A 23,048-nucleotide genomic window follows, 5' to 3' on the forward strand; every position below is an offset into this window, starting at 1 on the left:
AATTCATGCGTGAGGTTAACAACTAAAAGCAAATACGCTATAAATGCGCTTACAGAGATGTCTGCTCTTCAGTCAACTGGACCAGTTGCCTTGTCTGATATTTCAATAAATCAGAAAATAAAACTTCCTTATTTAGAGCAACTTTTCAGAAAATTAAGAATTGCAGGAATAGTGAAAAGCATTCGTGGAAGAAATGGAGGCTATCTTTACGCTAAACATCCTAAGTTTATTACTATAAAACAAATTATGGATGCGGTTGAAGAAGAGTTGGATGCAACAAATTGTAAGAACAATTCTCCTTGTAAAGATGGCAAGAAATGCAATACGCATAATTTATGGCACGAATTAAATAATGTTGTAAATAATTATTTGTCAGAAACAACACTCTCAAGTCTTGTAGACGCTGACAATAGCCCATATATAGATATAAGAGAGATTAATTAAATGAAAAAAAATAATACTATATATTTAGATTACGCTTCGACTACTCCAGTTGATCCAAGAGTTGCATCAAAAATGATGGAATTTTTAACAGTTGATGGTGAATTTGGTAATCCTGCGTCCAGATCACACAGATATGGTTGGAAAGCTGATGAAGCTGTTGAAGAAGCAAGATCTCATGTTTCTAATTTAGTCAATTGCGATCCAAGAGAAATAGTTTGGACTTCAGGTGCAACCGAAGCAGACAATCTTGCAATAAAAGGGGTTGCTAGATTCTATAAAAACAAAGGTAATCATATTATTACTTCAAAAATTGAACATAAGGCTGTTCTTGATCCATGCAGACAGCTTGAAAGAGAAGGTTTCGAAGTTACATATTTAGAACCAGATGATGGCGGTATTATTTCACCGGAAGACATAAAAAGTGCCCTCAAAGAAAATACTATTCTTGTTTCAATAATGCATATAAATAATGAATTAGGAACTATAAATAACATAAATGAGATAGGCAAAATTGTTAAAAATAAAGGAGCGTTTTTTCATGTTGACGCTGCACAAAGCACAGGTAAAGTTAACATTGATTTAAAAGATGCACCTATAGACTTAATGTCTTTTTCAGCTCATAAAACATATGGACCAAAAGGAATTGGAGCCCTTTATGTAAGAAGAAAACCTAGAGTAAGAATAGAGGCGTTGTTGCATGGAGGTGGTCATGAGAGAGGAATGCGCTCTGGGACATTAGCTACTCATCAAATAGTAGGAATGGGAGAAGCTTTCAGGCTTGCAAAGTTAGAAATGAAAAAAGATCACGAGAAAGTTAGTAAATTTCATAAAAAATTCTTAGATGATGTTGGTAAGATCGAACACGTTTACATTAATGGTGATGTAGAAAATAAAGTTCCTAACATTCTGAACGTTAGTTTTAATTTTGTTGAAGGAGAATCATTAATAATGGGACTTAAAGATATTGCAGTATCATCTGGATCGGCATGTACGTCAGCCAGTCTTGAACCATCTTATGTGTTAAGAGCTCTTGGAAGAAAAGATGAATTGGCTCATAGCTCTATAAGATTTTCTTTTGGAAGATTTACAAATGATGATGAAGTTCAAAGAACCTTACAACTATTAAATAATGTAGTTGAGAGATTAAGAGAACTCTCACCTCTATGGGAAATGCATTTAGATGGTATTGATTTGGATACTGTAGAGTGGACAGCACATTAATTTTGGAGGAATGTAATGGCATATAGTAAAAAAGTTGTAGATAAATTTGAAAATACTTTAAACAACCCTGAAGCATACAAGGTTGGAAGATTTGATCCAAAAGAATTAAATGTTGGCACAGGAATGGTTGGAGCACCGGCATGTGGTGACGTAATGAAACTTCAGATTAAATGCGAACCAAAAGGAAATTCACATATTATTAAAGATGTAAAATTCAAAACTTATGGATGTGGATCTGCAATTGCTTCGTCTAGTGAATTAGTTGAAATGCTAATTGGAAAAACTCTTGAAGAGGCAAAAGCAATTAAAAATATTGAAATAGTAGAGGCCTTAGAGTTACCTCCTATTAAGATACACTGTTCAGTACTCGCTGAAGATTCTATAAAACAAGCAATAGAAGATTACGAATCAAAACAATAATCCATGGAAAATTTTTCTTCAAAAAATATAAGTTTTTCAAAAACTGCTATTAAACATTTTACAAAGAGTCTTGAATTAAGAGGCTCAGGTATTGGTATTCAAATAGGTGTTAAAAAAGCTGGTTGTTCAGGATACGAATATTTTTTTGATTATATTGATGCTGAAAATGAAAGTTTTATTAGGTATGAAGAAGATGGATGTAAAATATTTATTGATCAAAAAAGTTTAGATTTTCTAAAAGGAAGTTTAATTGACTACACAGAAGATGGATTAAACAAAGGCATTAAATTTAAAAATCCTAATGTGAAAGCAACATGTGGTTGCGGCGAAAGTTTTACAATCTAATTAAATGACAAAAATAAAAATCTTACCTCATTCTGAGATATGTCCTAATGGCGTTGAAATAGAATCTTTAGAAGATGAAACTATTTGTGAGGCAGCTCTAAGAAATGGAGTTAAAATTGAACATGCGTGCGAGATGTCATGTGCTTGTACCACATGTCATTGTATTGTTAGAAAAGGTTTCGAGACACTTAATGATTCTAGTGAAATAGAAGAAGATTTGTTAGATAAAGCATGGGGGCTTGAACAGACATCAAGATTAAGCTGTCAAGCTATTCCAGGGGATGAAGATATTGAGATTGAATTACCCAAATATAATATAAATATGGTTTCAGAGGATCATTAATGAATGAACTTCAGTGGTTAAGTGTTGATGATATTGCTATAGAACTCTATGAAAAATTTCCAGATGTTGATCCTAAATGGATAAGTTTTCCTGATCTGCATGCAAAAATATGTGCTCTAGAGAATTTTAAAGGCGATCCTAAAAAATCTAATGAAAAAATTCTTGAAACTATTCAAATGTTATGGATAGAAGAATACGAATAAGTTTCATATAATACTTGCATCTTATTGAGGTGAATTATGACAGAAAAAACTTTATCAATTATAAAGCCTGATGCAGTATCAAAAAATATCATTGGTAAAATTATCTCCAGATTTGAAGATAATGGACTTGAGATTATTGCAGCAAAGTTAATTCGTTTATCTGATGATGAGGCCTCTGGTTTTTATGCAGAACATCAAGGCAAGCCTTTTTTTAATGCACTAAAAGACTTTATGACATCAGGTCCTGTTTTTATTCAAGTTCTTCAAGGTGAAAATGCAATTTCAAGAAATAGAGAATTAATGGGTGATACTGATCCCGCAAAGGCTAAAGTTGGATCAATAAGATCAGATTTTGCTTCAAGCATTGATGCAAATGCTGTTCATGGCTCTGACTCTAAAGAAAGTGCTGAAAGAGAAATAAATTATTTTTTTGTAGAAGAAGAAATTCTAAAATAATTATCTTGGAATCAAAAAAAAATCTTCTAGGGTATTCAATGATACCTTTAATTGATTTTTTTAAATCAATTAACGAGCCCAAATATAGAGCGCAACAATTATTAAAATGGATTCATCAAAAAGGAGTAACTAACTTCGATTTGATGACTGATTTTAATAAGCCATTACGAGAGAAATTGAAATCATTAGCTACTTTGGAACTACCAAAAGTTTCTAAAGTATTTAAATCACCTGAAGGTACAGAAAAATATTTAGTAGAATTAGCCTCAGGATCTATGATAGAGATGGTTGTTATTCCTGAAAAAAAAAGAACAACTCTTTGCATTTCATCTCAAGTTGGATGCGCTCTTCAATGTACATTCTGTGCAACAGGCGCACAAGGATTTGAAAAAAATCTTACTGCAGATGAGATTATTGGTCAGTTATGGCTTGCTAATTTTTATACTAAAAATAGTAATAATATATCTAATGTAGTTTTTATGGGTATGGGAGAACCTTTGCTTAACTTTGATCCAGTTATTGAGTCTGCCAAATTAATGAAGGATCAGTTTGCATATGGCTTATCTAGAAAAAGAATCACCTTGAGTACATCAGGAATAACACCAAAAATTAATAAATTCTTTAAAGAAATTGATGTTTCTTTAGCTATTTCTCTTCATGCGCCATATGACAAACTTCGTGATGAAATTGTGCCAATTAATAAAAAATATCCAATAAAAAAACTCATAGAGGCTTGTAAGAATTACTTAAAATATTATGAGGGAAAAAGAAACGTTACTATTGAATATATACTTATAGAAGGAGTAAATGATTCAAAAGATAATGCGATAAAACTTGCAAAACTGTTAAAAGATATCTCATGCAAGATCAATTTGATTCCTTTTAATCCTTTTGATGGAAATGACTATAAACGATCAAATAACAAAACTATTAAAATATTTAAGCAAGTTTTAATGGACTCAGGTTACATAACTACACTAAGAGTCACAAGGGGCGATGTAATTGACGGTGCATGTGGGCAATTAGTTGGTAAATTAAATAAACCTGTAAAAGGTAAAAACATAATAGATCATCAGTTTGTTTCATGAAAAGTAAAAATACAAAGGGTGATTCAGCAAGAATTGGACTTTTATTTTCAAAAAAAAGAGATAATTTAGGTTTATCAATAGAAGATATTGCTAAAAGTATTAAAGTTAATACATTTCATTTGGAAGCTATAGAGAATGGCGATTACTCAAAATTTCCTAGTGAAGGTTTTGCTAGGGCATATTTTATTAAGTATTCAAATTACTTATCATTAGATTACTCGTTTCCCTCCGATGCATATAAAAAAGACAGAGAAGATGAAATTATTGAAAGATCAGTTACATGGAAAAAACCATTTTATTTTTCCAAAAATTATATTTACTTGTCGTTAATTTTTTTAATAATTCTTATTTTACTTTTTTTGAGCTTTCTTCAATTTAATGTAAAACAAAAAAATATTTTAGAACCAAATTATGAGGCTATTTATAACTTAGTAGTAGCAAATAAAAAATCTTTTCAAATAAAATCGTCTAACACCCCAGAAAATGAACCTCAGACCAATAATAATTTGGTTTTAAGCTTTACTTCACAATGTTGGATTGAAATTTATTTTGATGAAAAATTAATAAAGAAACAGTTATTTTTTAAAGGAGAAAGCATTCAAGTGAAAGTTAAAAAACCATTTAAAGTAATAGTTGGTAATGCAGATGCTGTAATAGGGTCGTATAATAATGAGTTAATTGACTTTACTACTTATGCGAATAGATTAAGAGTAAGTAAGATTGAATTTAAAAATGAGTAACTGGATAACACGAAAGAAAACTAAATCAGTAAATGTTGGTGGTGTTTTAATTGGTGATGATAATCCTATTGCAGTTCAGTCAATGACTAATACAGACACCAATGATGTATTAGCTACTGTTAAACAAATCAATGATCTTCAAGCATCAGGTGCTGATATTGTAAGAGTTTCGGTTCCTAGTTTTGATGAGGCGGCAGCTTTTAAGGAAATTAAAAAAGCGGTCAATATTCCTTTAGTTGCAGATATTCATTTTGATTACAAAATTGCTCTCGAAATTGCAGATAGTGCAGATTGTCTTAGAATTAATCCAGGTAATATTGGCAAAGAAAAGAAAGTTCAAGAGGTTATTCAAGCAGCTATTCATAATAATGTTCCAATTAGAGTTGGCGTGAATGCTGGTTCTTTGGAAAAAGATTTACAAAAGAAGTATGGAGAACCTAATGCTGATGCTTTAGTTGAATCTGCGTTAAGGCATGTTGATATATTGGATAAATTTAATTTTGAAAATTATAAAGTGAGTTTGAAAGCCTCAAATATTGAGATGACTGTTGAAGCATATAGAAAAATTTCAAATCTTATAGATCAACCACTTCACCTAGGAATTACTGAAGCAGGTAGTTATAGGTCAGGGACTGTAAAATCTTCAATTGGTGTGGGCATGTTATTAAGTGAGGGCATTGGCGATACAATCCGTATTTCTCTTGCATCAGACCCAATTGATGAAATTAAAGTTGGTTGGGATATATTAAAAAGTCTCAATATAAGAAGTAGAGGAGTAAAAATTATTGCATGCCCAAGTTGTTCCAGACAAAATTTTAATGTCATTGAGGTCGTGAATGAATTAGAAAGTCGCCTAGAGGATGTATCAGAGGATATTGAAGTTGCAATAATAGGTTGTTATGTAAATGGTCCTGGTGAAAGCAAAGCTGTTGAAGTTGGATTAACTGGCGCAAGCCCAAATAATTTAATGTATGTTGATGGTTTGCCAAACAAAAAAATAAGCAGCGAGAAGATAGTTGATGAGATTGAAGATCAGGTTAGATCTAAAATTGCTAAAAAAAAACCAGTTGAAATAATTGCGAGGAATTAAATTGGATAAAATTAAATCATTAACTGGTATGCCTGATTATTATGAAGATTTTCAAGACGACAACTCAAAAAAAATTTTTTACATAGAAGATGAATTAAAAAAAATATTTAATTTATATAATTTGAAAGAATTTAGAACGCCTGCATTAGAAGATAGCTCTTTGTTTAGTCGCTCTGTTGGCGATATTTCAGATATTGTAAATAAAGAGATTTATTCTTTTGAAGATAAAAATAAAAAAAATATTTCTTTAAGACCAGAGGGCACAGCAGGGATCATTAGGTCAATAATTCAAAAAAAACTTGATATCTCGTCACACAAACTATGGTACATAGGACCAATGTGGAGATATGAAAGACCTCAAAAAGGAAGATTTAGACAATTTACACAAGCTGGTGTTGAGATTTTAGGGAATGAAGAAGGCACGTCTGAATTTGAAATGATTTCTATAGTTACTTCTATTGTTAATAAATTTAAGCTTAAAAACTATGTCATTAAAATAAACCATTTAGGTAACAAAAAAACCAAAGATTCGTATTGCACAGCATTAAAAAAATTCCTTGAAAATTTTAAAGATAATATTCATTCCAGTGATCTAGAAAAATTAGAAAAAAATCCATTAAGAATTCTTGATTCTAAAAGTCAAGAAACACAAACGATTCTTAAAAACGCACCCTCCATAAAAGATTTTTTAGATAAAGAATCTTATGACTTATTAAAAAAAATAAAAGATACTTTTTCTGACATTGAAATTGATTTCAAGCTAGTTAGAGGACTTGACTATTATTCTGGATTTGTTTTTGAAGCAAACTCATCTGATCTTGGTGCTCAAGATGCTATCCTTGGTGGTGGTAGATATGATAATTTATCAAAGGATCTTGGTGGCAAAGATTTGCCAGCAATCGGAATGGCAATTGGTATCGAAAGGCTTGCTAATCTAATAACAATACCCTTAAAAATTGAAAAGCGCGTATCTTTTATAATACTTACTAGCAATTTACGACAAAATGCATATAAAATAGCCAACCAATTAAGAGAGACTAATAATAGTGTTATTCTAGATATAAGTCTGTCTGATGCTAGCATAAAAGCTAAACTAAGGAGAGCTAATAAGGATAATTCATCGCATGCAATAATCATTGGGGAAGATGAGCTCAAAAACAATAAGGCTATAATAAAATCTTTAGAAAATGAAAAAAACGAGCAACAATCTGTCACTGTAGATGAATTATTAAAATTTTATAAATCCTTATAAATAAAACCTGAACAAACAATGAATAGAATAATTGAAAATAACAGCTTTAGGGCGATCTTATCTAATTTCATTAATAGGTATAAAAAAATACTTTTCACTTCTATTATTGTTCTTTGCTTAATTATTATTTTTATTTTGTTTAATTATTTTTATAACAAAACTCAAAATGAAGATGCAGCAAAAATATATTCACAGTGGACTAAACAAATTCAAGAATCAGAAACTAATGCTTTAGTTTTATATGAAGATCTTACAAGCACATATATAAAGACTGGTTATGCTCATTTAGCATTATTAAATTATGCTTCACTTGAGGCAAAAAAAGGCAACAACCAAAATGCTTTAGATGAATTTTTATTGCTTGTAGAGGCCACAAATGGATTTAGTGGCAACAATCTGCTTAATAAACTAGCCAGAATTAACTCAGCAAGACTTTTTCTTGAGCAAGGAGATCTTGATGATGCATTGAAAATGATCAAAAAATATATTGACTCTCCTTCGAATGCTTTAATTCATGAACTAGCTGGCGACATTTTTTTTAAAAAAAAGGAATTCAATAATGCAAAGCACCAATACATAATTGCTAAAGAAGAATACTCAAACGAAACATCAAAATTAATAATTGATATGAAAATTGCTAATTTGGAGATTTAAGATGATTTTTTTAAACAATAAATACATTATTAATTTATCGATTATATTAATATTTATATCATCTTGTTCATCATTATCTAATTTAAAGTTTTGGGAATCTGAAGAGGTTGAAGATGACGAGCCAAGGAAATTACAAAACTATAATGAAGTTTTTAAAATTGAAAATTCATGGAAAATTAGTTTTGATGGTGAAAATACTCTTGGCAACTTTAAACCATCTTTCTCGGGTAAAAATATTTATTTTGCTGATACAGAGGGAAATGTAAAGTCGATAGACATTTCAACTGGAATTGTTAATTGGAGCATTAAATTAGATAAACTTGCTTCGGGCATCTCATCTGGATTTGGTGTCTTAATAGTATCAAATACCACAGGTGAAGTAATATGTTTAGATCAGGAAAAAGGGTCGATACTTTGGTCTAGAGACGTAAAGGGAGAAGTGCTTTCAAATGCTGCAATTGATGCGAAAATAATTGTTATAAAAACTAGTTCAGGTGAGTTATTAGGTCTCAGTAAAGAATCAGGAACTACAAAGTGGTCATATAGATCTAAATTACCTACATTGACTATAAGGGGTAGTAGCAGTCCTATTATTGAAGAAAACAAAGTTTACGCAACATTTGATAGCGGTCGTCTCGGAGTATTTGAATTAGATTCTGGATTTCTTCTATGGGATTCTGCAATATCTTATGTTAGTGGAAACTCTGAATTAGAAAATATCATTGATTCTGATTCAAAACCTGTAATAGACGGTAATTTTATATATGCAACTAATTATCAGGGTAGTTTAAGTATTTTTGATAACGCACAAAGAAGACAGGTTTGGAATTCACCCATTTCATCTTTTTATGAACCTGTTGTATTAAAAGGAATAATTGCGGTAATAGAGGACGATTCTGATATAAAAACTTTTGCATCAAAAACATTAAATGAATCGTGGTCTTCAAATGAATATAAAAATAGAGAACTCTCAAATGCTATATCTCATAAAGGACAAATAATAATTGGAGATTTAGATGGATTTATTCACATAATTAACCCAGTGAATGGCCAGACAATTGGAAGAAAAAAAATATCACGAAAACCAATAATGACCTTATATAGCAGGAGTAATCAATTTTATGCAGTTGATAATAACTTCAATTTATTTTCATTAAGCATTTAAATGTTCAACAAAAATGTTTACTTCTGTTTCAATATTAGGCAAACCGAATGTAGGTAAGTCAACATTATTTAATAAACTCACCAGATCTCGCAAAGCTATTGTTTCTGATTTTTCAGGTTTAACAAAAGACAGAAATTACGGTTATATCAATTTTCAAGAAAATTATTGCTTGTTAATTGATACAGGCGGAATTCAAAAAGAAGCTGAATCTAACAACAAAGATATTTCAGAACAGGCATGGATTGCTGCAGAAGAATCAAATCTAGTAATCTTTTTATTAGATGGATCTCAAGATCTTTCTAGTGAGGATTTAGATATTTTAAGAAAAATCAGAAAATTAGATAAACCATTTATAACTGTCTTAAATAAACTAGATAAAAAAAGCAAAAATAATCTAAAAAATGATTTGAATGAAAAAGGTATCGATGATTTTTTTGAAATAAGTGCAGAACATTCAAAAAACTTACCACTATTAAAATCTTTTATACAAAAATTTCTTCCTTTAAAGGCTAAACCTGTTGAAGATGGAAAAAAAATAGCGGTGTTAGGAAGGCCAAACTCAGGAAAATCGACGTTTATTAATAAATTCATCAAAGAGGATAGATTAATAGTTTCAGAAATTGCAGGAACAACAATAGACTCTATAAGTATTCCATTTATTGCAGGTGGTAAAGAATTTATATTTATAGATACAGCAGGTATTAGAAAAAAATATAAAAAGAGTGGAAAAATTGAATATTTCTCATTTATAAGAGCAATGCATTCTGCAAGTGAATCTGACGTTGTTCTATTTATTTGCGATGCAAATGAGGGTCTTGTTGATCAGGACTTAAAAATAATTAATATGGTTTCAGAAATTGGGAAACCTATAGTAATAGCATTCAACAAAATTGATTTACTTTCAAAAAATAAAATAAAAGAGCTTTTAGATTCAAGAGAAGTTAAATCAAAATTAGTTGAAAATTATTTATGCCTCACAATGTCAGGAAAAAATAAAATAGGTTTTAAAAAACTCTTTTATTCAATAAATAGAGTGCTTATGAAGTCTCAAAAAAAATATTCAACATCTTTATTAAATAAGCTTTTAGAAAAGTTTATACATCTTAGTGCGCCACCATCTGTGAGTGGAAGACAATTAAAATTAAAACATGCTCATTTTGCAGGAATCAATCCTACAACAATTATTATAAGTTCAAATCAAGACAAAAAAATTCCACAAAACTATAAGAAATATATTAAAAATTCGTATAAAAGTTCACTTAATTTAGAAAGCGTTCAACTTAACGTAATTTTTAGAAAATCTGATAATCCATTTAAGAATAAATCAAATGAGCTTACAAAAAGACAAATTAAAAAAAGAACAAGATTAAAAAAATTTACTAATAAGAATAAAAAATAAGGTTTTATAATATGTATTGTAACTTTCTTTTAAATTTCTAAGTTATAATCTCAAATATAATTGCACCTACATATAGACATTTGTCACTTTAAATGAGCCAAAGACCAGTTTATATTGATTTAAGAAAGATTAACTTACCTATGTCGGCAGTATCATCTATCACGCATAGATTATCGGGTATGTATGTATTCTTTGTCACTTTGCCTTTGAGTTTATATTTACTTAACGAAACAACATACAGTAAAAGTGGTTTTGATTTTGTATTAAAAACATTTGATAATTTTACGTTTTTTTCTTTCTTCATCTTATTAAGTTTTTTAATATTTTGGTATCATATTTTAACAGGTGTAAGACATCTCATTATGGATTTCTTTCACATTGGTGAAACTTTAAATGGCTCATATTATTCTTCAATTACAGTATTTTTAATTTGGTTTTTATCTTCTGCAGCACTAATTTTAAGTATTTATTTATGAAAGGCTCATTAATCTGGAAAATTCAAAGATATAGTTCATTGATTACATTGTCTTATGTTATTTATTTGTCTTATTTTTTTATTTCTAGTAGCGATATTACTTTTTTTAGTTGGACGACCTTCATTCTGTCTTATCAAATGAGAGGGTTAACTACATTAGTCGCATTAATTTTGTTAGTTCATGCAGCAATAGGTCTTTGGACAGTGGGAACTGATTACCTTACAACACGAACACTGGGTTTTTTAAATAATACGTTGTCTAATAATGCTACTAATATAAGATATTCTTATTTTTTTACTATTGCATTGCTTTTAATATTTTATTTATTGGGAACTTTATATATTGTTTGGAAATAAATAATAATGATATATAATTATAAATATGACAAATAATCTACATTCGATTAATTTTAACGATATTAAAACAAAAGAATTTGACGCTCTCATTATTGGTGGCGGTGGCTCAGGTATGAGAGCATCACTAGAATTAGCAAAATCAGGACTTAAAACCGCAGTTGTTTCAAAAGTTTTCCCAACAAGATCTCATACTGTTTCTGCACAGGGAGGCATAACATGTGCTATTGCAAGTGCCGACCCAAATGACGATTGGAGATGGCATATGTATGATACTGTCAAAGGTGCAGACTTTATTGGCGATCAAGATGCTATAGAATATATGTGTTCAGAAGGCCCTAAGGCAGTTTTTGAGTTGGAGCATATGGGATTGCCTTTTTCTAGATTTGATAATGGTAGAATCTACCAAAGACCATTTGGTGGTCAATCAAAAGATTTTGGTAAAGGTGGTCAAGCAGCCAGAACTTGTGCTGCGGCGGACAGAACAGGCCATGCATTATTACATACTTTGTATCAAAATAATGTCAAAGAAGGTTCAAATTTTCTCAACGAATGGTTCGCAGTTGACCTTGTAAAAAATAATAAAGATGAAGTTACCGGAGTGATTGCTTTTTCAATAGAATCTGGAGAAGTAGCTTATTTAAAAGCGCAAGCAACAGTTCTTGCTACTGGAGGCGCTGGAAGAATATATGCTTCAACAACAAATGCTTTAATTAATACTGGAGATGGCTTAGCTATGGCATTAAGAGCTGGATTCCCAGCTCAAGATATGGAAATGTGGCAGTTTCATCCAACTGGAATTTTTGGCGCAGGATCATTAGTCACTGAGGGTTGCAGAGGAGAGGGTGGATATCTAGTTAACGGAGAAGGAGAAAGATTTATGGAGAGATATGCTCCAAATGTGAAAGATCTTGCAGGAAGAGATGTAGTTGCAAGATCAATGGTCCTTGAAATTCTTGAAGGTAGAGGATGTGGTGAAAATAAAGATCACATTCATTTAAAATTAGATCATTTAGGAGCTGACGTTTTAAATGCAAAATTACCTGGAATATGTGAATTATCAAGAACTTTTGCTCATGTTGATCCGATTTACGAGTCAATACCAGTTGTTCCTACATGTCACTATATGATGGGAGGAACTCCTACGAATGTCCATGGACAAGCCTTTAATAGAGTTAATGATCAAGATTATGTTATTCCTGGGCTTTTTTCTGCTGGAGAAGCTGCATGTGTATCTGTTCATGGCGCAAATAGACTTGGAGGAAATTCTTTGCTTGATTTAGTTGTCTTTGGTAGAGCAACTGGGAAACACATTCAAGAAGAAATCAAATCGGGTGGTGGAGTTGAATCAGCTACAAAAGAAAATATTTCTGAGTCTCTAGAAAGACTTAATAAATTAAACGAATCTTCAAAAGGTTATGAAACTTCACAGGTAAAAAAGGAATTACAAGACTGTATGCAAAATTATTTTGGAGTTTTTAGACGTGGTGAATTTATGGAGAAAGGGCTCACTGAGCTATCAGAAATAAAACATAAAGTAGAAAACTTACACTTAAAAGATAAAAGTTCTGCTTTTAATACTGGTCGAGTTGAGGCAATTGAATTGCAAAATTTATTTGAGGTAGCAGAGGCTACAGCAGTTTCTGCATATAAGCGAACTGAAAGTAGAGGAGCACATGCAAGAGACGATTATCCAGAACGAGATGATGAGAATTGGTTATGCCATTCACTTTATGATCCAAAATCTAAAAGTTTATTAAAAAGAGATGTCAATTTTAAACCAAACGAAGTTGAAGCTTTCCCTCCACAAGTCAGGACATATTAAAATATGAGTAACTTAGAAGTTAATTTATACAGATATAACCCTGAAGAGGATAAGTTTCCATATATGAAGCAATATCATATTGAAAAGCCCTCTAGAGATATTATGGTATTAGATTTGCTTCATCTTTTGAAAGAAGATGACCAAAGCATTTCATACAGAAGATCATGTCGAGAAGGTGTATGTGGTTCTGACGGGATGAATATTAATGGAAAGAATGGTTTAGCATGTATAACTCCCCTATCTTCGGTTATTAAGAAAAATAAAATCGAATTAAGACCATTACCAGGATTGCCAGTCATCAGAGACCTTGTTGTTGATATGTCAGAATTTTATGCGCAATATGAAAAAATTAAACCTTTTCTTCAGAACGAAACTACAGCACCAGAGCAAGAGAGATTACAGTCTCCTGAAGATAGAGAAAAATTAGATGGTCTTTATGAATGTATTCTATGCGCATGTTGCTCTACAAGTTGTCCATCATTCTGGTGGAATCCTGATAAATTTGTTGGACCTGCAGCTCTTCTTCAGGCTTACAGATTTTTAGCAGACACGAGAGATTTAAAAACAACTGAAAGACTTGCTGAGTTATCAGATCCTTACAGTGTCTATAGATGTCATGGAATTATGAATTGTGTAAGCGTTTGCCCAAAAGGATTAAATCCAAATAAAGCAATTGGAGAAATTAAATCTATGTTGCTTTCTAACAAAAACAAAAAAAATGAAGTTATCGCCACTGATGGAGTATTAAAATAAAATTAAAATGAGTCAATCTATGCATGAGCTCTGGGGGAGCTCTCATATATCATCTGGACATTCCAGTTATCTCGAATCACTTTACGAAATTTATCTAACAAATCCAGAAAATTTATCTAAAGAATGGATTACTTTTTTTTCTGATCTCGTAAAAAATAAAAAAGAAGTTTCCCACAAGCTTATTATCGAAGAATTTAAAAACCTATCCAGAAGTGGCACTGTTTTATCGGATGCTATTGATGAAAGACAAGGAAAGGTAATTCGATTAATACAATCATATAGAAATAGAGGACATCAACAAGCACATTTAGATCCTCTAGAGATGATGGAAAGGAATCCAATAGAAGATTTAGATATCGAATTTCATGGTTTAAAAAATACGGACTTAGATGATGAATTTTATACTGACACATTCTTGATGGGTGCAAAAAAAGCACCGTTAAGAGCTATTATAGATGAGTTAAAAAGAGCATATTGTGGTCATATTGGAATCGAATATAACTATATAATGGATTCTGTTGAAAGAAGATGGTTTCAAAAGATATTTGAATCAAAGGTAGGAAAATATAAGTTTTCTAACAAAGAAAAATTACACATATTTGAACGTTTAAATTCTGCAGAAGGTTTAGCAAAATATCTTGCTGCTCAATACCCTGGTATGAAAAGATTTGGTATTGATGGTGCTGAATCTCTTGTACCAATGATTGACGCAATAATACAAAACTGTGGAGAATTGGGTGCAAGTCAAGTTTGCTTTGGAATGGCTCATAGAGGCAGATTAAACCTTTTGGTTAATGTTCTTGGCAAACTTCCCTCAGATTTATTTTCGTCCTTTAATGAAGAGGGTGTGCTTGAAGGAGCAAATACTGGTGACGTGAAATATCATTTAGGTTTTTCTTCAAATTTCATAACACCTGGTGGTGAAGTTCATGTTTCTCTTAGCAATAATCCATCACATCTCGAAATAGTAGATCCAGTTGTACTTGGGTCAGTTAGAGCAAGACAAGATAGACTTCATGATAAAAAAAGAGAAAGTGTAATTCCTGTTTTACTTCATGGAGATGCATCTTTTTCAGGACAGGGTGTCGTTATGGAATCTCTTCAAATGTCTCAAACTAGAGGATTTTTTGTTGGAGGAACAATTCATGTCATTGTGAATAATCAAATAGGCTTTACAACAAGTAACAAAAGTGATGCAAGATCTACTGATTATTCAACAGATGTAGCTAAAATGATTCAAGCTCCAGTTATTCACGTAAATGGCGATCATCCGGAAATGGTAATAAATGCTGTCAAAGTAGCTACAAAGTATAGAAAAAAATTCAAAAAAGATATTGTAATAGACTTATTTTGTTACAGAAGAAGAGGTCATAACGAAGCCGACGATCCATCTGCAACTCAACCATTGATGTATGAAAAAATAAAACAACATCCATCAGTATTAAAACAATATCAAACTAAACTTATTAAAGAAAATATTCTTACTATTAAGGATGCTGAAAATATAAAAAATAATTATAGAAAATCACTTGATTCAGGTAAGACAGTAGCCAAAAATTTAGCAAAAAATCCGAATAATGATATGTGGTTTGATTGGAAGCCATATCTTGATGTTTTATGGTGGCCAAAAGTTGATACTACTTTTAATAAAAATAAACTCGAAGAATTAGGTATAGATGTTTCATCTACTCCAGATAATTTTAATTTAGGTATTCAAGCATCAAAAATTTTTCAAGATCGTATAAAGATGAACAACCAAGAAATTGAAGTTAATTGGGGTTATGCTGAAATTATGGCATATGCAACTCTTCTTTCTGAAGGATATCCAGTAAGAATTTCAGGACAAGATGTTAGAAGAGGTACTTTTTCTCATAGACACGCTTGTGTTTTTGATACAAATACTGGAAAAGGTTTTATTCCACTTTCTAAAGTTGCAAAAAAATATAATACCAGATTTGACATATATGATACTTTGCTGTCTGAAGAGGCAGTTCTAGCATTTGAATACGGATACTCTGCAACGTGGCCGTCAGGTCTAACGATATGGGAGGCGCAGTTTGGGGATTTTGCCAATGGAGCTCAGGTTGTAATAGACCAGTTTATTGTATCTGCTCAACATAAATGGGAAAGATTATCTGGTTTAGTAATGCTATTACCGCATGGCTATGAAGGACAAGGACCAGAACATAGTAGTGCAAGAATAGAAAGATTCTTGCAATTATGTGCATCAGAAAATATACAAGTATGCATTCCAAGCTCTCCATCACAGATGTTTCATTTGCTTCGAAGGCAGACCATAAGAAAAATGAGAACACCTCTGATTGTTATAACCCCAAAAAGTCTTTTAAGAAATCCTAAGGCAGTTTCATCTATAGAAGGATTATGTAATGGAAGTTTTAGGACTGTTATTGATGATAAAATTATTGATAAAGACAATGTCAATAATATAGTGCTTTGCTCTGGAAAAGTTTATTATGAACTTGAGCAAAGAAAAAAAGAAACGAAAATAGAAAACATGGCAATAATAAGAATTGAGCAGTTATATCCATTTCCCTATGATGATTTAGAAGAGTTATTAGTATCATATAAAAATGTTAATAAAGTTAAATGGTGCCAGGAAGAGCCATCCAATCAAGGTGCTTGGTTTAGTCATAGGCATAGATTACAAAGAGTTCTTGATAGGCTTAAAAATAAAAAAATTGAAATAACACTTGTTAGCAGGCCTCCTGCAGCAGCACCTGCAGTTGGAATGATGAAATTACATCAACAACAGCAAGATAAATTGATTAATGAAGCTTTAGAGATTAAATAATGAGTATTGAAATTAAATCACCTACCTTTCCAGAATCTGTTGCCGAGGGAACAGTTGCTAATTGGTTAAAGCATGAAGGTGAAAATGTTTCTCAAGATGAAGTTCTTGCTGAAATTGAAACTGATAAGGTTGTATTAGAGGTTTTGGCCCCTGAAAATGGTATTTTATCGAAAATCATTAAGAAAGAAGGAGAGGTTGTTCTAAGTGCTGAAAAAATTGCTGATTTTGAAGAAACATCAGAATTATCAGAAGTTCATGAAGAAGAAAAGGTCAGCAAAGTTGAAGAAAAATCGGTAGAAAGTAAATCTAAAATTTCTGAAGTTAAGATTAATAAAACAGGACCTGCAGCAAAAAAATTAATTAGTGAAAACAATATTATTGAAGAAGAAATTATAGCAACTGGTAAACACAATAGAATTACTAAATCTGATGTCGTCAATCATTTAGAAAGTCAATCAAGCTCAATAAATACATCAGAAAAAAAACATTCATCAGATATTACCAGTGGTAGAACAGAGAAACGAGTTGAAATGTCGAGATTAAGGGAAACAATCGCAAAAAGACTAGTTCAAGTAAAACAGGATACAGCAATGCTAACAACTTTTAATGAAGTTGATATGCAACCTATTAAAGATCTACGAAAAAAATATGGAGACGAATTTCAATCTCAACATGGAGTGAAACTTGGTTTTATGGGATTTTTCATTATCGCATCAGTACAAGCTTTAAAAAAATTTCCTCTAGTAAATGCTTCAATTGATAAAAAAGATATTGTATATCATGGTTTTCAAGATATAGGTGTTGCGGTATCAACTGAAAGAGGTTTAGTTGTCCCAGTAATAAAGGACGCAGATACAAAATCTTTATCAGATATTGAAAAAGATATTATTGAATATTCAGAAAAAGCAAGATTAGGAAAATTATCAATTGAAGAAATGCAAGGTGGAACCTTTACTATCTCGAATGGAGGCGTTTTTGGATCTCTCCTATCAACTCCTATTCTTAATGCGCCCCAAACAGCAATTCTTGGCATGCATTCAATTCAAGAGAGACCTGTTGCAATCAATGGTGAAGTTCTAATTAGACCAATGATGTACTTGGCTTTGAGCTATGATCATAGATTACTAGATGGAAAGGAAGCTGTAACATTTTTAGTTTCAATAAAAGAGCAGCTTGAATCACCAGAAAGATTATTATTAAATTTATAGAGGTATTTAGGTGTTCGATGTTATTGTAATTGGAAGTGGACCAGCAGGTTATGTGGCTGCAATAAGAGCGTCTCAATTAGGCCTAAAAACTGCATGTGTAGAAGAATTGACAGATACAGATGGCAGTGCAAATTTAGGAGGCACATGCTTAAATGTTGGATGCATACCATCTAAAACACTTTTAGATTCCTCTCATAGATATTACGAAGCAAAAAATAATTTAGGGTCTCATGGCATAAATCTTGAAAATTTATCATTAGACATTGAAACAATGATGAACAGAAAAGATAAGATCGTAAAGAAATTAACATCAGGAGTAAAAGCTTTATTTACTGCAAATAAGGTTGAATCAATTGTTGGAAGAGGTAAAGTTTTATCTGATGTTCTTGTCGAGGTAACTAAACCTGATGGATCAATAACACAAATTGAAGCTAAAAATATCATCATTGCTACAGGCTCAATCCCAATTGAAATTCAATCAGCAAAATTTAGCAAAAATATTGTTGATAGTACAGGCGCACTTTCTTTTAGTGATGTTCCTAAAAAATTAGGTATTATTGGCGCTGGCATAATAGGTCTTGAATTAGGAAGTGTTTGGTCAAGATTAGGTGCAAAAGTTACTGTAATTGAAGCACTTGATGAGTTTTTGCCAATGACTGATCATGAAATAGCAAAAGAATCTTTTAAGGAATTTAAAAAACAAGGCCTTGATTTCAAACTAAGCTCTAAACTAATTAATGCAAAAGATTTAAAAAATTCTGTAAAAATTAAATATCACACAAATAATAAAGAGCATGAATTAGAATTTGATAAATTAATAGTTGCAGTCGGCAGAAAACCAAATTTAAAAGATGTTATTAACAAAGATATAAATCTTAATTTAAATAATGGTTTCATCGAAGTTGACAACTTTTGTCAAACAAAAATACCAAGCATATGGGCAGTAGGTGACGTTGTGCGCGGACCAATGTTAGCCCACAAAGGAAGTGAAGAGGGTATTATGGTAGCCGAAAGAATTGCAAAAAATCATTTTGCAGTCAATTATTCACTTGTGCCATCTGTTATTTATACTCATCCAGAAATTGCATGGGTTGGAAAGAATGAAAAAGAGTTAAGAGAAGAAGGGATAAATTTTAAAGTAGGAAAATTTCCATTTTCTGCAAGTGGAAGAGCTCTTGCGGTCGATCAATCTTCAGGATTTGTAAAGGTTATTTCTGATTCAAAAACAGATACAATTTTAGGAGTTCATGTAATAGGTCCTGCTGCAGCTGAATTAGTGCAACAAGCACTTATATCTATGGAATTTGGTGCAAGCTCTGAAGATATTGGTTTAACAATGTTTAGTCATCCAACAGTTTCAGAAGCATTACATGAAGCAGCTTTATCATCAAATAACCAAGCTATTCACATGTGGAATAAAGTTAAGTGAACCTTCACGAATATCAAGGAAAGTTTTTATTTGCACAATATAATTTACCTGTTTCAAAAGGAAAAGTCATATCAAATGCAGACGAAGCTGCAAATGCTTGCAATGAGATTGGAGGTACAAAATGGGTTATAAAAGCACAGGTTCATGCAGGCGGAAGAGGAAAATCTGGAGGCGTTGAGCTTATAGATAGCCCTGAATCAGCCACCAAATTTGCTGAAAAATGGCTAGGACAAAGATTAGTCACTTATCAAACTGATAAAAATGGCCAGCCTGTTAATTCAATTTTAATTGAGAAGTGTACAAACATTACAAAAGAACTTTATCTTAGTATGGTAATTGATAGAGAATCTCAAAAGATTGTTGTCATAGGATCAAGTGAAGGAGGAGTAGATATTGAAAGTGTTGCAAAAAATCATCCTGAAAAAATAATATATGTAGGTTTTGATATCGATGATAATAATATAACTAATAAGGCAATAAAAATTGCCAATGTTTTAAACCTTAATGGTAAACAGATTAAACAATTCATTGAAATGATTAAAAATCTAACAAACTTGTTTATTGAAAAAGATTTAAGTCTTTTAGAAATCAATCCATTAGTAATAAATGATAAGGATGAATTGCATTGTTTAGATGCAAAATTAAATATAGATTCTAATGCGTTGTTTAGACAACCAGATCTTCTTGAGATGCATGACCAATCACAAGATGATCCTAGTGAAGCTGAAGCAGCAAAACATGACTTAAGTTATGTTTCTTTAGATGGAAATATTGGATGTATGGTAAATGGAGCTGGTTTAGCAATGGGCACAATGGATACGATTAAATTTTTTGGCGGTAATCCAGCAAATTTTTTAGATGTTGGCGGAACAGCAACGCAAGAAAGAGTTTCCAAAGCATTTAAAATTATTTTAAAAGATCCTAATGTAAAGGTTGTACTTGTTAATATTTTTGGTGGAATAGTTAGATGCGACCTTATAGCTGAAGGAATAATTGCTGCTGTAAATGAAATAGAAGTTAAAGTTCCAATAGTTGTTAGGCTTGAAGGCAACAATTCAAATGAAGGATCGAAAATTTTATCAGATTCAAATGTTAAAATTGAGAGTCTCAACAATTTATCAGAAGCAGCCCAAAAGGCAGTTGAGTTATCAAAATGAGCATATTAGTTGATAAAAACACAAGACTAATAGTTCAGGGCTTTACTGGCTCTCAAGGAACACTCCATTCAGAACAATCGTTAGAATATGGAACTAATATTGTTGGGGGAGTTACTCCTGGCAAAGGCGGGCAATCTCATTTAAATAAACCAGTATTCAATTCAGTGGCAGAAGCATGTAAAAAGGTAGAACCAAATGCATCAATAATTTTTGTGCCCGCACAGTTTTGTAAATCATCAATTCTTGAAGCTGCTGAGTCAGGTATTAAGTTAATTATATGTATAACTGAAGGTGTACCAACATTAGATATGCTAGAAGTAAAAAATCGAGTAGATGAGCTAGGAGTCAGATTAATTGGTCCAAATTGTCCAGGAGTGATAACACCTGGACAGGCTAAACTAGGTATAATGCCAGGAAATATACACAAGCCTGGCTCTATTGGAATTATCTCAAGATCAGGTACTTTAACTTATGAGGCTGTAAAACAAACTACTGACTTGGGTTTTGGTCAAAGCAGCTGCGTTGGAATTGGTGGTGATCCAATACCTGGCTCATCTTTTATAGATATTTTGAAGCTTTTTGAAAATGATTCTGAAACAGAAGCAATAGTTATGGTAGGTGAAATAGGCGGCAATGCAGAAGAGTTAGCCGCAGAATTTATAAAGGATAATATCACTAAACCAGTCATATCATATATAGCAGGTCAGACAGCACCAGCTGGAAAAAGAATGGGCCATGCTGGAGCGATAATTGCTGGCGGTAAAGGTACTGCAAAAGATAAAATTATTAAATTAGAAGAATGTGGTGTCCATATTGCGGACAATTTAGTTAATATTGGTCAAAAAGTTGCAAGTGTTCTTTTAGATAAATAATTTTTAATAATATTATTTAACCTATATATAGCTAAAATAGAGCAAACACACAAACCTATTGTCATCCCATACCACATACCATATGCACCTTTTGGATTACCGAATCCATAATTTGTTAGATAATAACCAATTGGCAATGCAACGAACCAATAAGATATCAAAATAAGAATCATAGGTATAAATGTATCTTTAAAACCTCTTAAACTTCCCAATGCTGCTATTTGTATTCCATCTGGAAGTTGAAATAACGCTGCGATAATTAATAAACTTATAGCCAGCTCGATCACTAAAAATTCCGAAGTATAAACACTTACTATATAACCTCTAAATATAATGATGATAAAAGTGTTAATAAATGCACCAATGATGCACATATATACTGTTGATAATGAAGCTATTTTGGCTTGGTAGAAATCTTCTTCTCCAATTAAATTACCAACTCTTGTTGCAGATGCCAAACCTACAGAAAGGTAAGTCATAAAGAACAAGCTAGCAATATTTATTGCTATTGCATGACTTGCCACGACTATCTCTCCAAGGCTTCCTAATATAATTGCTGCTCCGGAAAAAAGACTTAATTCAATAAAAATACCAAAGCCTATTGGTAAACCTAATCTAAAAACCTCTTTAGTGGTTTCAATTGATGGAAAATTAAATGATTGAAAAGGCTTTGTTTTTTGATAATGTTTAGATTTAAAAATGTAAATGAGCAATACCAACATCATAATTACTGAAACAATCGAAGTTGCAATTCCGCATCCAACACCACCAAGCTCTGGTGCGCCTAACCATCCATAAACAAATATTAGATCCAAGGGAATATTCAAAAGCATACCTGTAAATGCAATATAAAATATAGGTTTAGTTAATGTCATTCCTTCGCTATAACATCTCAGACAAGTAAAAATTGTTATACAGGCTACTCCTATTGAAATCGCTTTAAGGTAATCTATTGATATTTGAGTAATTGAATTCTTTATCGGAAGTAATTTTAAAATTATATCCATGTTAAAAAATATAAATGCCATTAAAATACCTAGAAAAAATGAAATCCATAAAATTTCTCTTAATTTTTTTCCAATTAATATAAATTTTTTTGCTCCATAAAGCTGAGCTACTATAGGAGTTACTGAAAAAATCACACCAGTAATAAACATCCAAATTGTATTTGCAAATGCAGTACCAATTGCTAATCCGGCTAAATCATTAGCACTAGCTCTTCCAGCTATTATTGTATCGGCAGTTCCCATTAATAAATATGACATTTGGGATCCAAAAATTGGAAAACCAATTACTGTTAATTTCTTAAATTCTTTTAAATATTTTTTCAATTAAATGGCCAA

Annotated in this window: 24 protein-coding genes; 23 read left to right on the forward strand and 1 reads right to left on the reverse strand. The window is 31.6% G+C overall.

Annotated elements, in window-relative coordinates:
- The first annotated feature begins 9 nt into the window (after window positions 1-9).
- The 23 genes from M9C80_01940 (at window position 10) to sucD (ending at window position 21,705) form a co-directional block, all read left to right on the forward strand.
- Complete coding sequence (locus M9C80_01940; protein URQ69938.1) at window positions 10-444, forward strand: RrF2 family transcriptional regulator; 435 nt, start codon at window positions 10-12, stop codon at window positions 442-444.
- Window positions 445-1,665, forward strand: a complete 1,221-nt coding sequence (locus M9C80_01945) for an IscS subfamily cysteine desulfurase (GenBank protein URQ69939.1) — start codon at window positions 445-447, stop codon at window positions 1,663-1,665. It begins immediately after the preceding gene.
- 15 nt (window positions 1,666-1,680) lie between these two features.
- On the forward strand, window positions 1,681-2,085 hold the full coding sequence (locus M9C80_01950) for an iron-sulfur cluster assembly scaffold protein (protein URQ69940.1): 405 nt from the start codon (window positions 1,681-1,683) through the stop codon (window positions 2,083-2,085).
- Window positions 2,086-2,088: 3 nt separating this feature from the next.
- Window positions 2,089-2,430 (forward strand): iron-sulfur cluster assembly accessory protein, encoded by a 342-nt coding sequence (locus M9C80_01955; protein URQ69941.1) that lies wholly within the window; start codon window positions 2,089-2,091, stop codon window positions 2,428-2,430.
- A 4-nt stretch (window positions 2,431-2,434) separates the two neighbouring features.
- A complete protein-coding gene (fdx, locus tag M9C80_01960; GenBank protein URQ69942.1) occupies window positions 2,435-2,773 on the forward strand; it encodes an ISC system 2Fe-2S type ferredoxin in 339 nt (112 codons plus the stop codon).
- On the forward strand, window positions 2,773-2,976 hold the full coding sequence (iscX, locus tag M9C80_01965; protein URQ69943.1) for a Fe-S cluster assembly protein IscX: 204 nt from the start codon (window positions 2,773-2,775) through the stop codon (window positions 2,974-2,976). Before fdx ends, iscX begins: the two co-directional genes overlap by 1 nt.
- Before the next feature lie 33 nt (window positions 2,977-3,009).
- Window positions 3,010-3,432 (forward strand): nucleoside-diphosphate kinase, encoded by a 423-nt coding sequence (gene ndk, locus M9C80_01970; protein ID URQ70190.1) that lies wholly within the window; start codon window positions 3,010-3,012, stop codon window positions 3,430-3,432.
- Between the two features lie 5 nt (window positions 3,433-3,437).
- Window positions 3,438-4,520, forward strand: coding sequence for a 23S rRNA (adenine(2503)-C(2))-methyltransferase RlmN (gene rlmN / locus M9C80_01975; GenBank protein URQ69944.1), 1,083 nt, complete (start codon window positions 3,438-3,440; stop codon window positions 4,518-4,520).
- Entirely contained in the window at window positions 4,517-5,260 is a 744-nt protein-coding gene (locus M9C80_01980; GenBank protein ID URQ69945.1) for a helix-turn-helix domain-containing protein, read from the forward strand. Before rlmN ends, M9C80_01980 begins: the two co-directional genes overlap by 4 nt.
- Complete coding sequence (gene ispG, locus M9C80_01985; GenBank protein ID URQ69946.1) at window positions 5,253-6,350, forward strand: flavodoxin-dependent (E)-4-hydroxy-3-methylbut-2-enyl-diphosphate synthase; 1,098 nt, start codon at window positions 5,253-5,255, stop codon at window positions 6,348-6,350. The genes M9C80_01980 and ispG overlap by 8 nt, the downstream gene beginning before the upstream one ends.
- A 1-nt stretch (window position 6,351) precedes the next feature.
- Entirely contained in the window at window positions 6,352-7,602 is a 1,251-nt protein-coding gene (gene hisS, locus M9C80_01990) for a histidine--tRNA ligase (protein URQ69947.1), read from the forward strand.
- Window positions 7,603-7,620: 18 nt separating this feature from the next.
- Window positions 7,621-8,256 (forward strand): tetratricopeptide repeat protein, encoded by a 636-nt coding sequence (locus tag M9C80_01995; protein URQ69948.1) that lies wholly within the window; start codon window positions 7,621-7,623, stop codon window positions 8,254-8,256.
- A 1-nt stretch (window position 8,257) separates the two neighbouring features.
- A complete protein-coding gene (bamB, locus tag M9C80_02000; GenBank protein URQ69949.1) occupies window positions 8,258-9,421 on the forward strand; it encodes an outer membrane protein assembly factor BamB in 1,164 nt (387 codons plus the stop codon).
- A 13-nt stretch (window positions 9,422-9,434) separates the two neighbouring features.
- Window positions 9,435-10,820: a ribosome biogenesis GTPase Der gene (der, locus tag M9C80_02005; GenBank protein URQ69950.1), complete on the forward strand. Its 1,386-nt coding sequence runs from the start codon at window positions 9,435-9,437 to the stop codon at window positions 10,818-10,820.
- Window positions 10,821-10,912: 92 nt separating this feature from the next.
- Window positions 10,913-11,296 (forward strand): succinate dehydrogenase, cytochrome b556 subunit, encoded by a 384-nt coding sequence (sdhC, locus tag M9C80_02010; protein ID URQ69951.1) that lies wholly within the window; start codon window positions 10,913-10,915, stop codon window positions 11,294-11,296.
- A complete protein-coding gene (sdhD, locus tag M9C80_02015; GenBank protein ID URQ69952.1) occupies window positions 11,293-11,652 on the forward strand; it encodes a succinate dehydrogenase, hydrophobic membrane anchor protein in 360 nt (119 codons plus the stop codon). Before sdhC ends, sdhD begins: the two co-directional genes overlap by 4 nt.
- A 25-nt stretch (window positions 11,653-11,677) precedes the next feature.
- Window positions 11,678-13,474 (forward strand): succinate dehydrogenase flavoprotein subunit, encoded by a 1,797-nt coding sequence (gene sdhA / locus M9C80_02020; protein ID URQ69953.1) that lies wholly within the window; start codon window positions 11,678-11,680, stop codon window positions 13,472-13,474.
- Window positions 13,475-13,477: 3 nt separating this feature from the next.
- Entirely contained in the window at window positions 13,478-14,227 is a 750-nt protein-coding gene (locus tag M9C80_02025) for a succinate dehydrogenase iron-sulfur subunit (GenBank protein URQ69954.1), read from the forward strand.
- Window positions 14,228-14,234: 7 nt separating this feature from the next.
- Complete coding sequence (locus M9C80_02030) at window positions 14,235-17,039, forward strand: 2-oxoglutarate dehydrogenase E1 component (protein URQ69955.1); 2,805 nt, start codon at window positions 14,235-14,237, stop codon at window positions 17,037-17,039.
- The gene (odhB, locus tag M9C80_02035; GenBank protein ID URQ69956.1) at window positions 17,039-18,247 is read left to right on the forward strand and encodes a 2-oxoglutarate dehydrogenase complex dihydrolipoyllysine-residue succinyltransferase; all 1,209 of its coding nucleotides are present in this window, start codon (window positions 17,039-17,041) and stop codon (window positions 18,245-18,247) included. Before M9C80_02030 ends, odhB begins: the two co-directional genes overlap by 1 nt.
- A 10-nt stretch (window positions 18,248-18,257) precedes the next feature.
- A complete protein-coding gene (gene lpdA, locus M9C80_02040; protein ID URQ69957.1) occupies window positions 18,258-19,676 on the forward strand; it encodes a dihydrolipoyl dehydrogenase in 1,419 nt (472 codons plus the stop codon).
- The gene (gene sucC, locus M9C80_02045) at window positions 19,673-20,833 is read left to right on the forward strand and encodes an ADP-forming succinate--CoA ligase subunit beta (protein ID URQ69958.1); all 1,161 of its coding nucleotides are present in this window, start codon (window positions 19,673-19,675) and stop codon (window positions 20,831-20,833) included. Before lpdA ends, sucC begins: the two co-directional genes overlap by 4 nt.
- Window positions 20,830-21,705, forward strand: coding sequence for a succinate--CoA ligase subunit alpha (gene sucD, locus M9C80_02050; protein URQ69959.1), 876 nt, complete (start codon window positions 20,830-20,832; stop codon window positions 21,703-21,705). The genes sucC and sucD overlap by 4 nt, the downstream gene beginning before the upstream one ends.
- On the opposite strand, the gene M9C80_02055 is transcribed toward sucD, so the two are convergent.
- Window positions 21,672-23,036, reverse strand: coding sequence for an MATE family efflux transporter (locus M9C80_02055; protein URQ69960.1), 1,365 nt, complete (start codon window positions 23,034-23,036; stop codon window positions 21,672-21,674). The genes sucD and M9C80_02055 overlap by 34 nt on opposite strands.
- Between the last annotated feature and the right edge of the window lie 12 nt (window positions 23,037-23,048).

Source organism: SAR86 cluster bacterium (assembly GCA_023703615.1).
GTDB lineage: Bacteria > Pseudomonadota > Gammaproteobacteria > Magnimaribacterales > D2472 > MED-G85.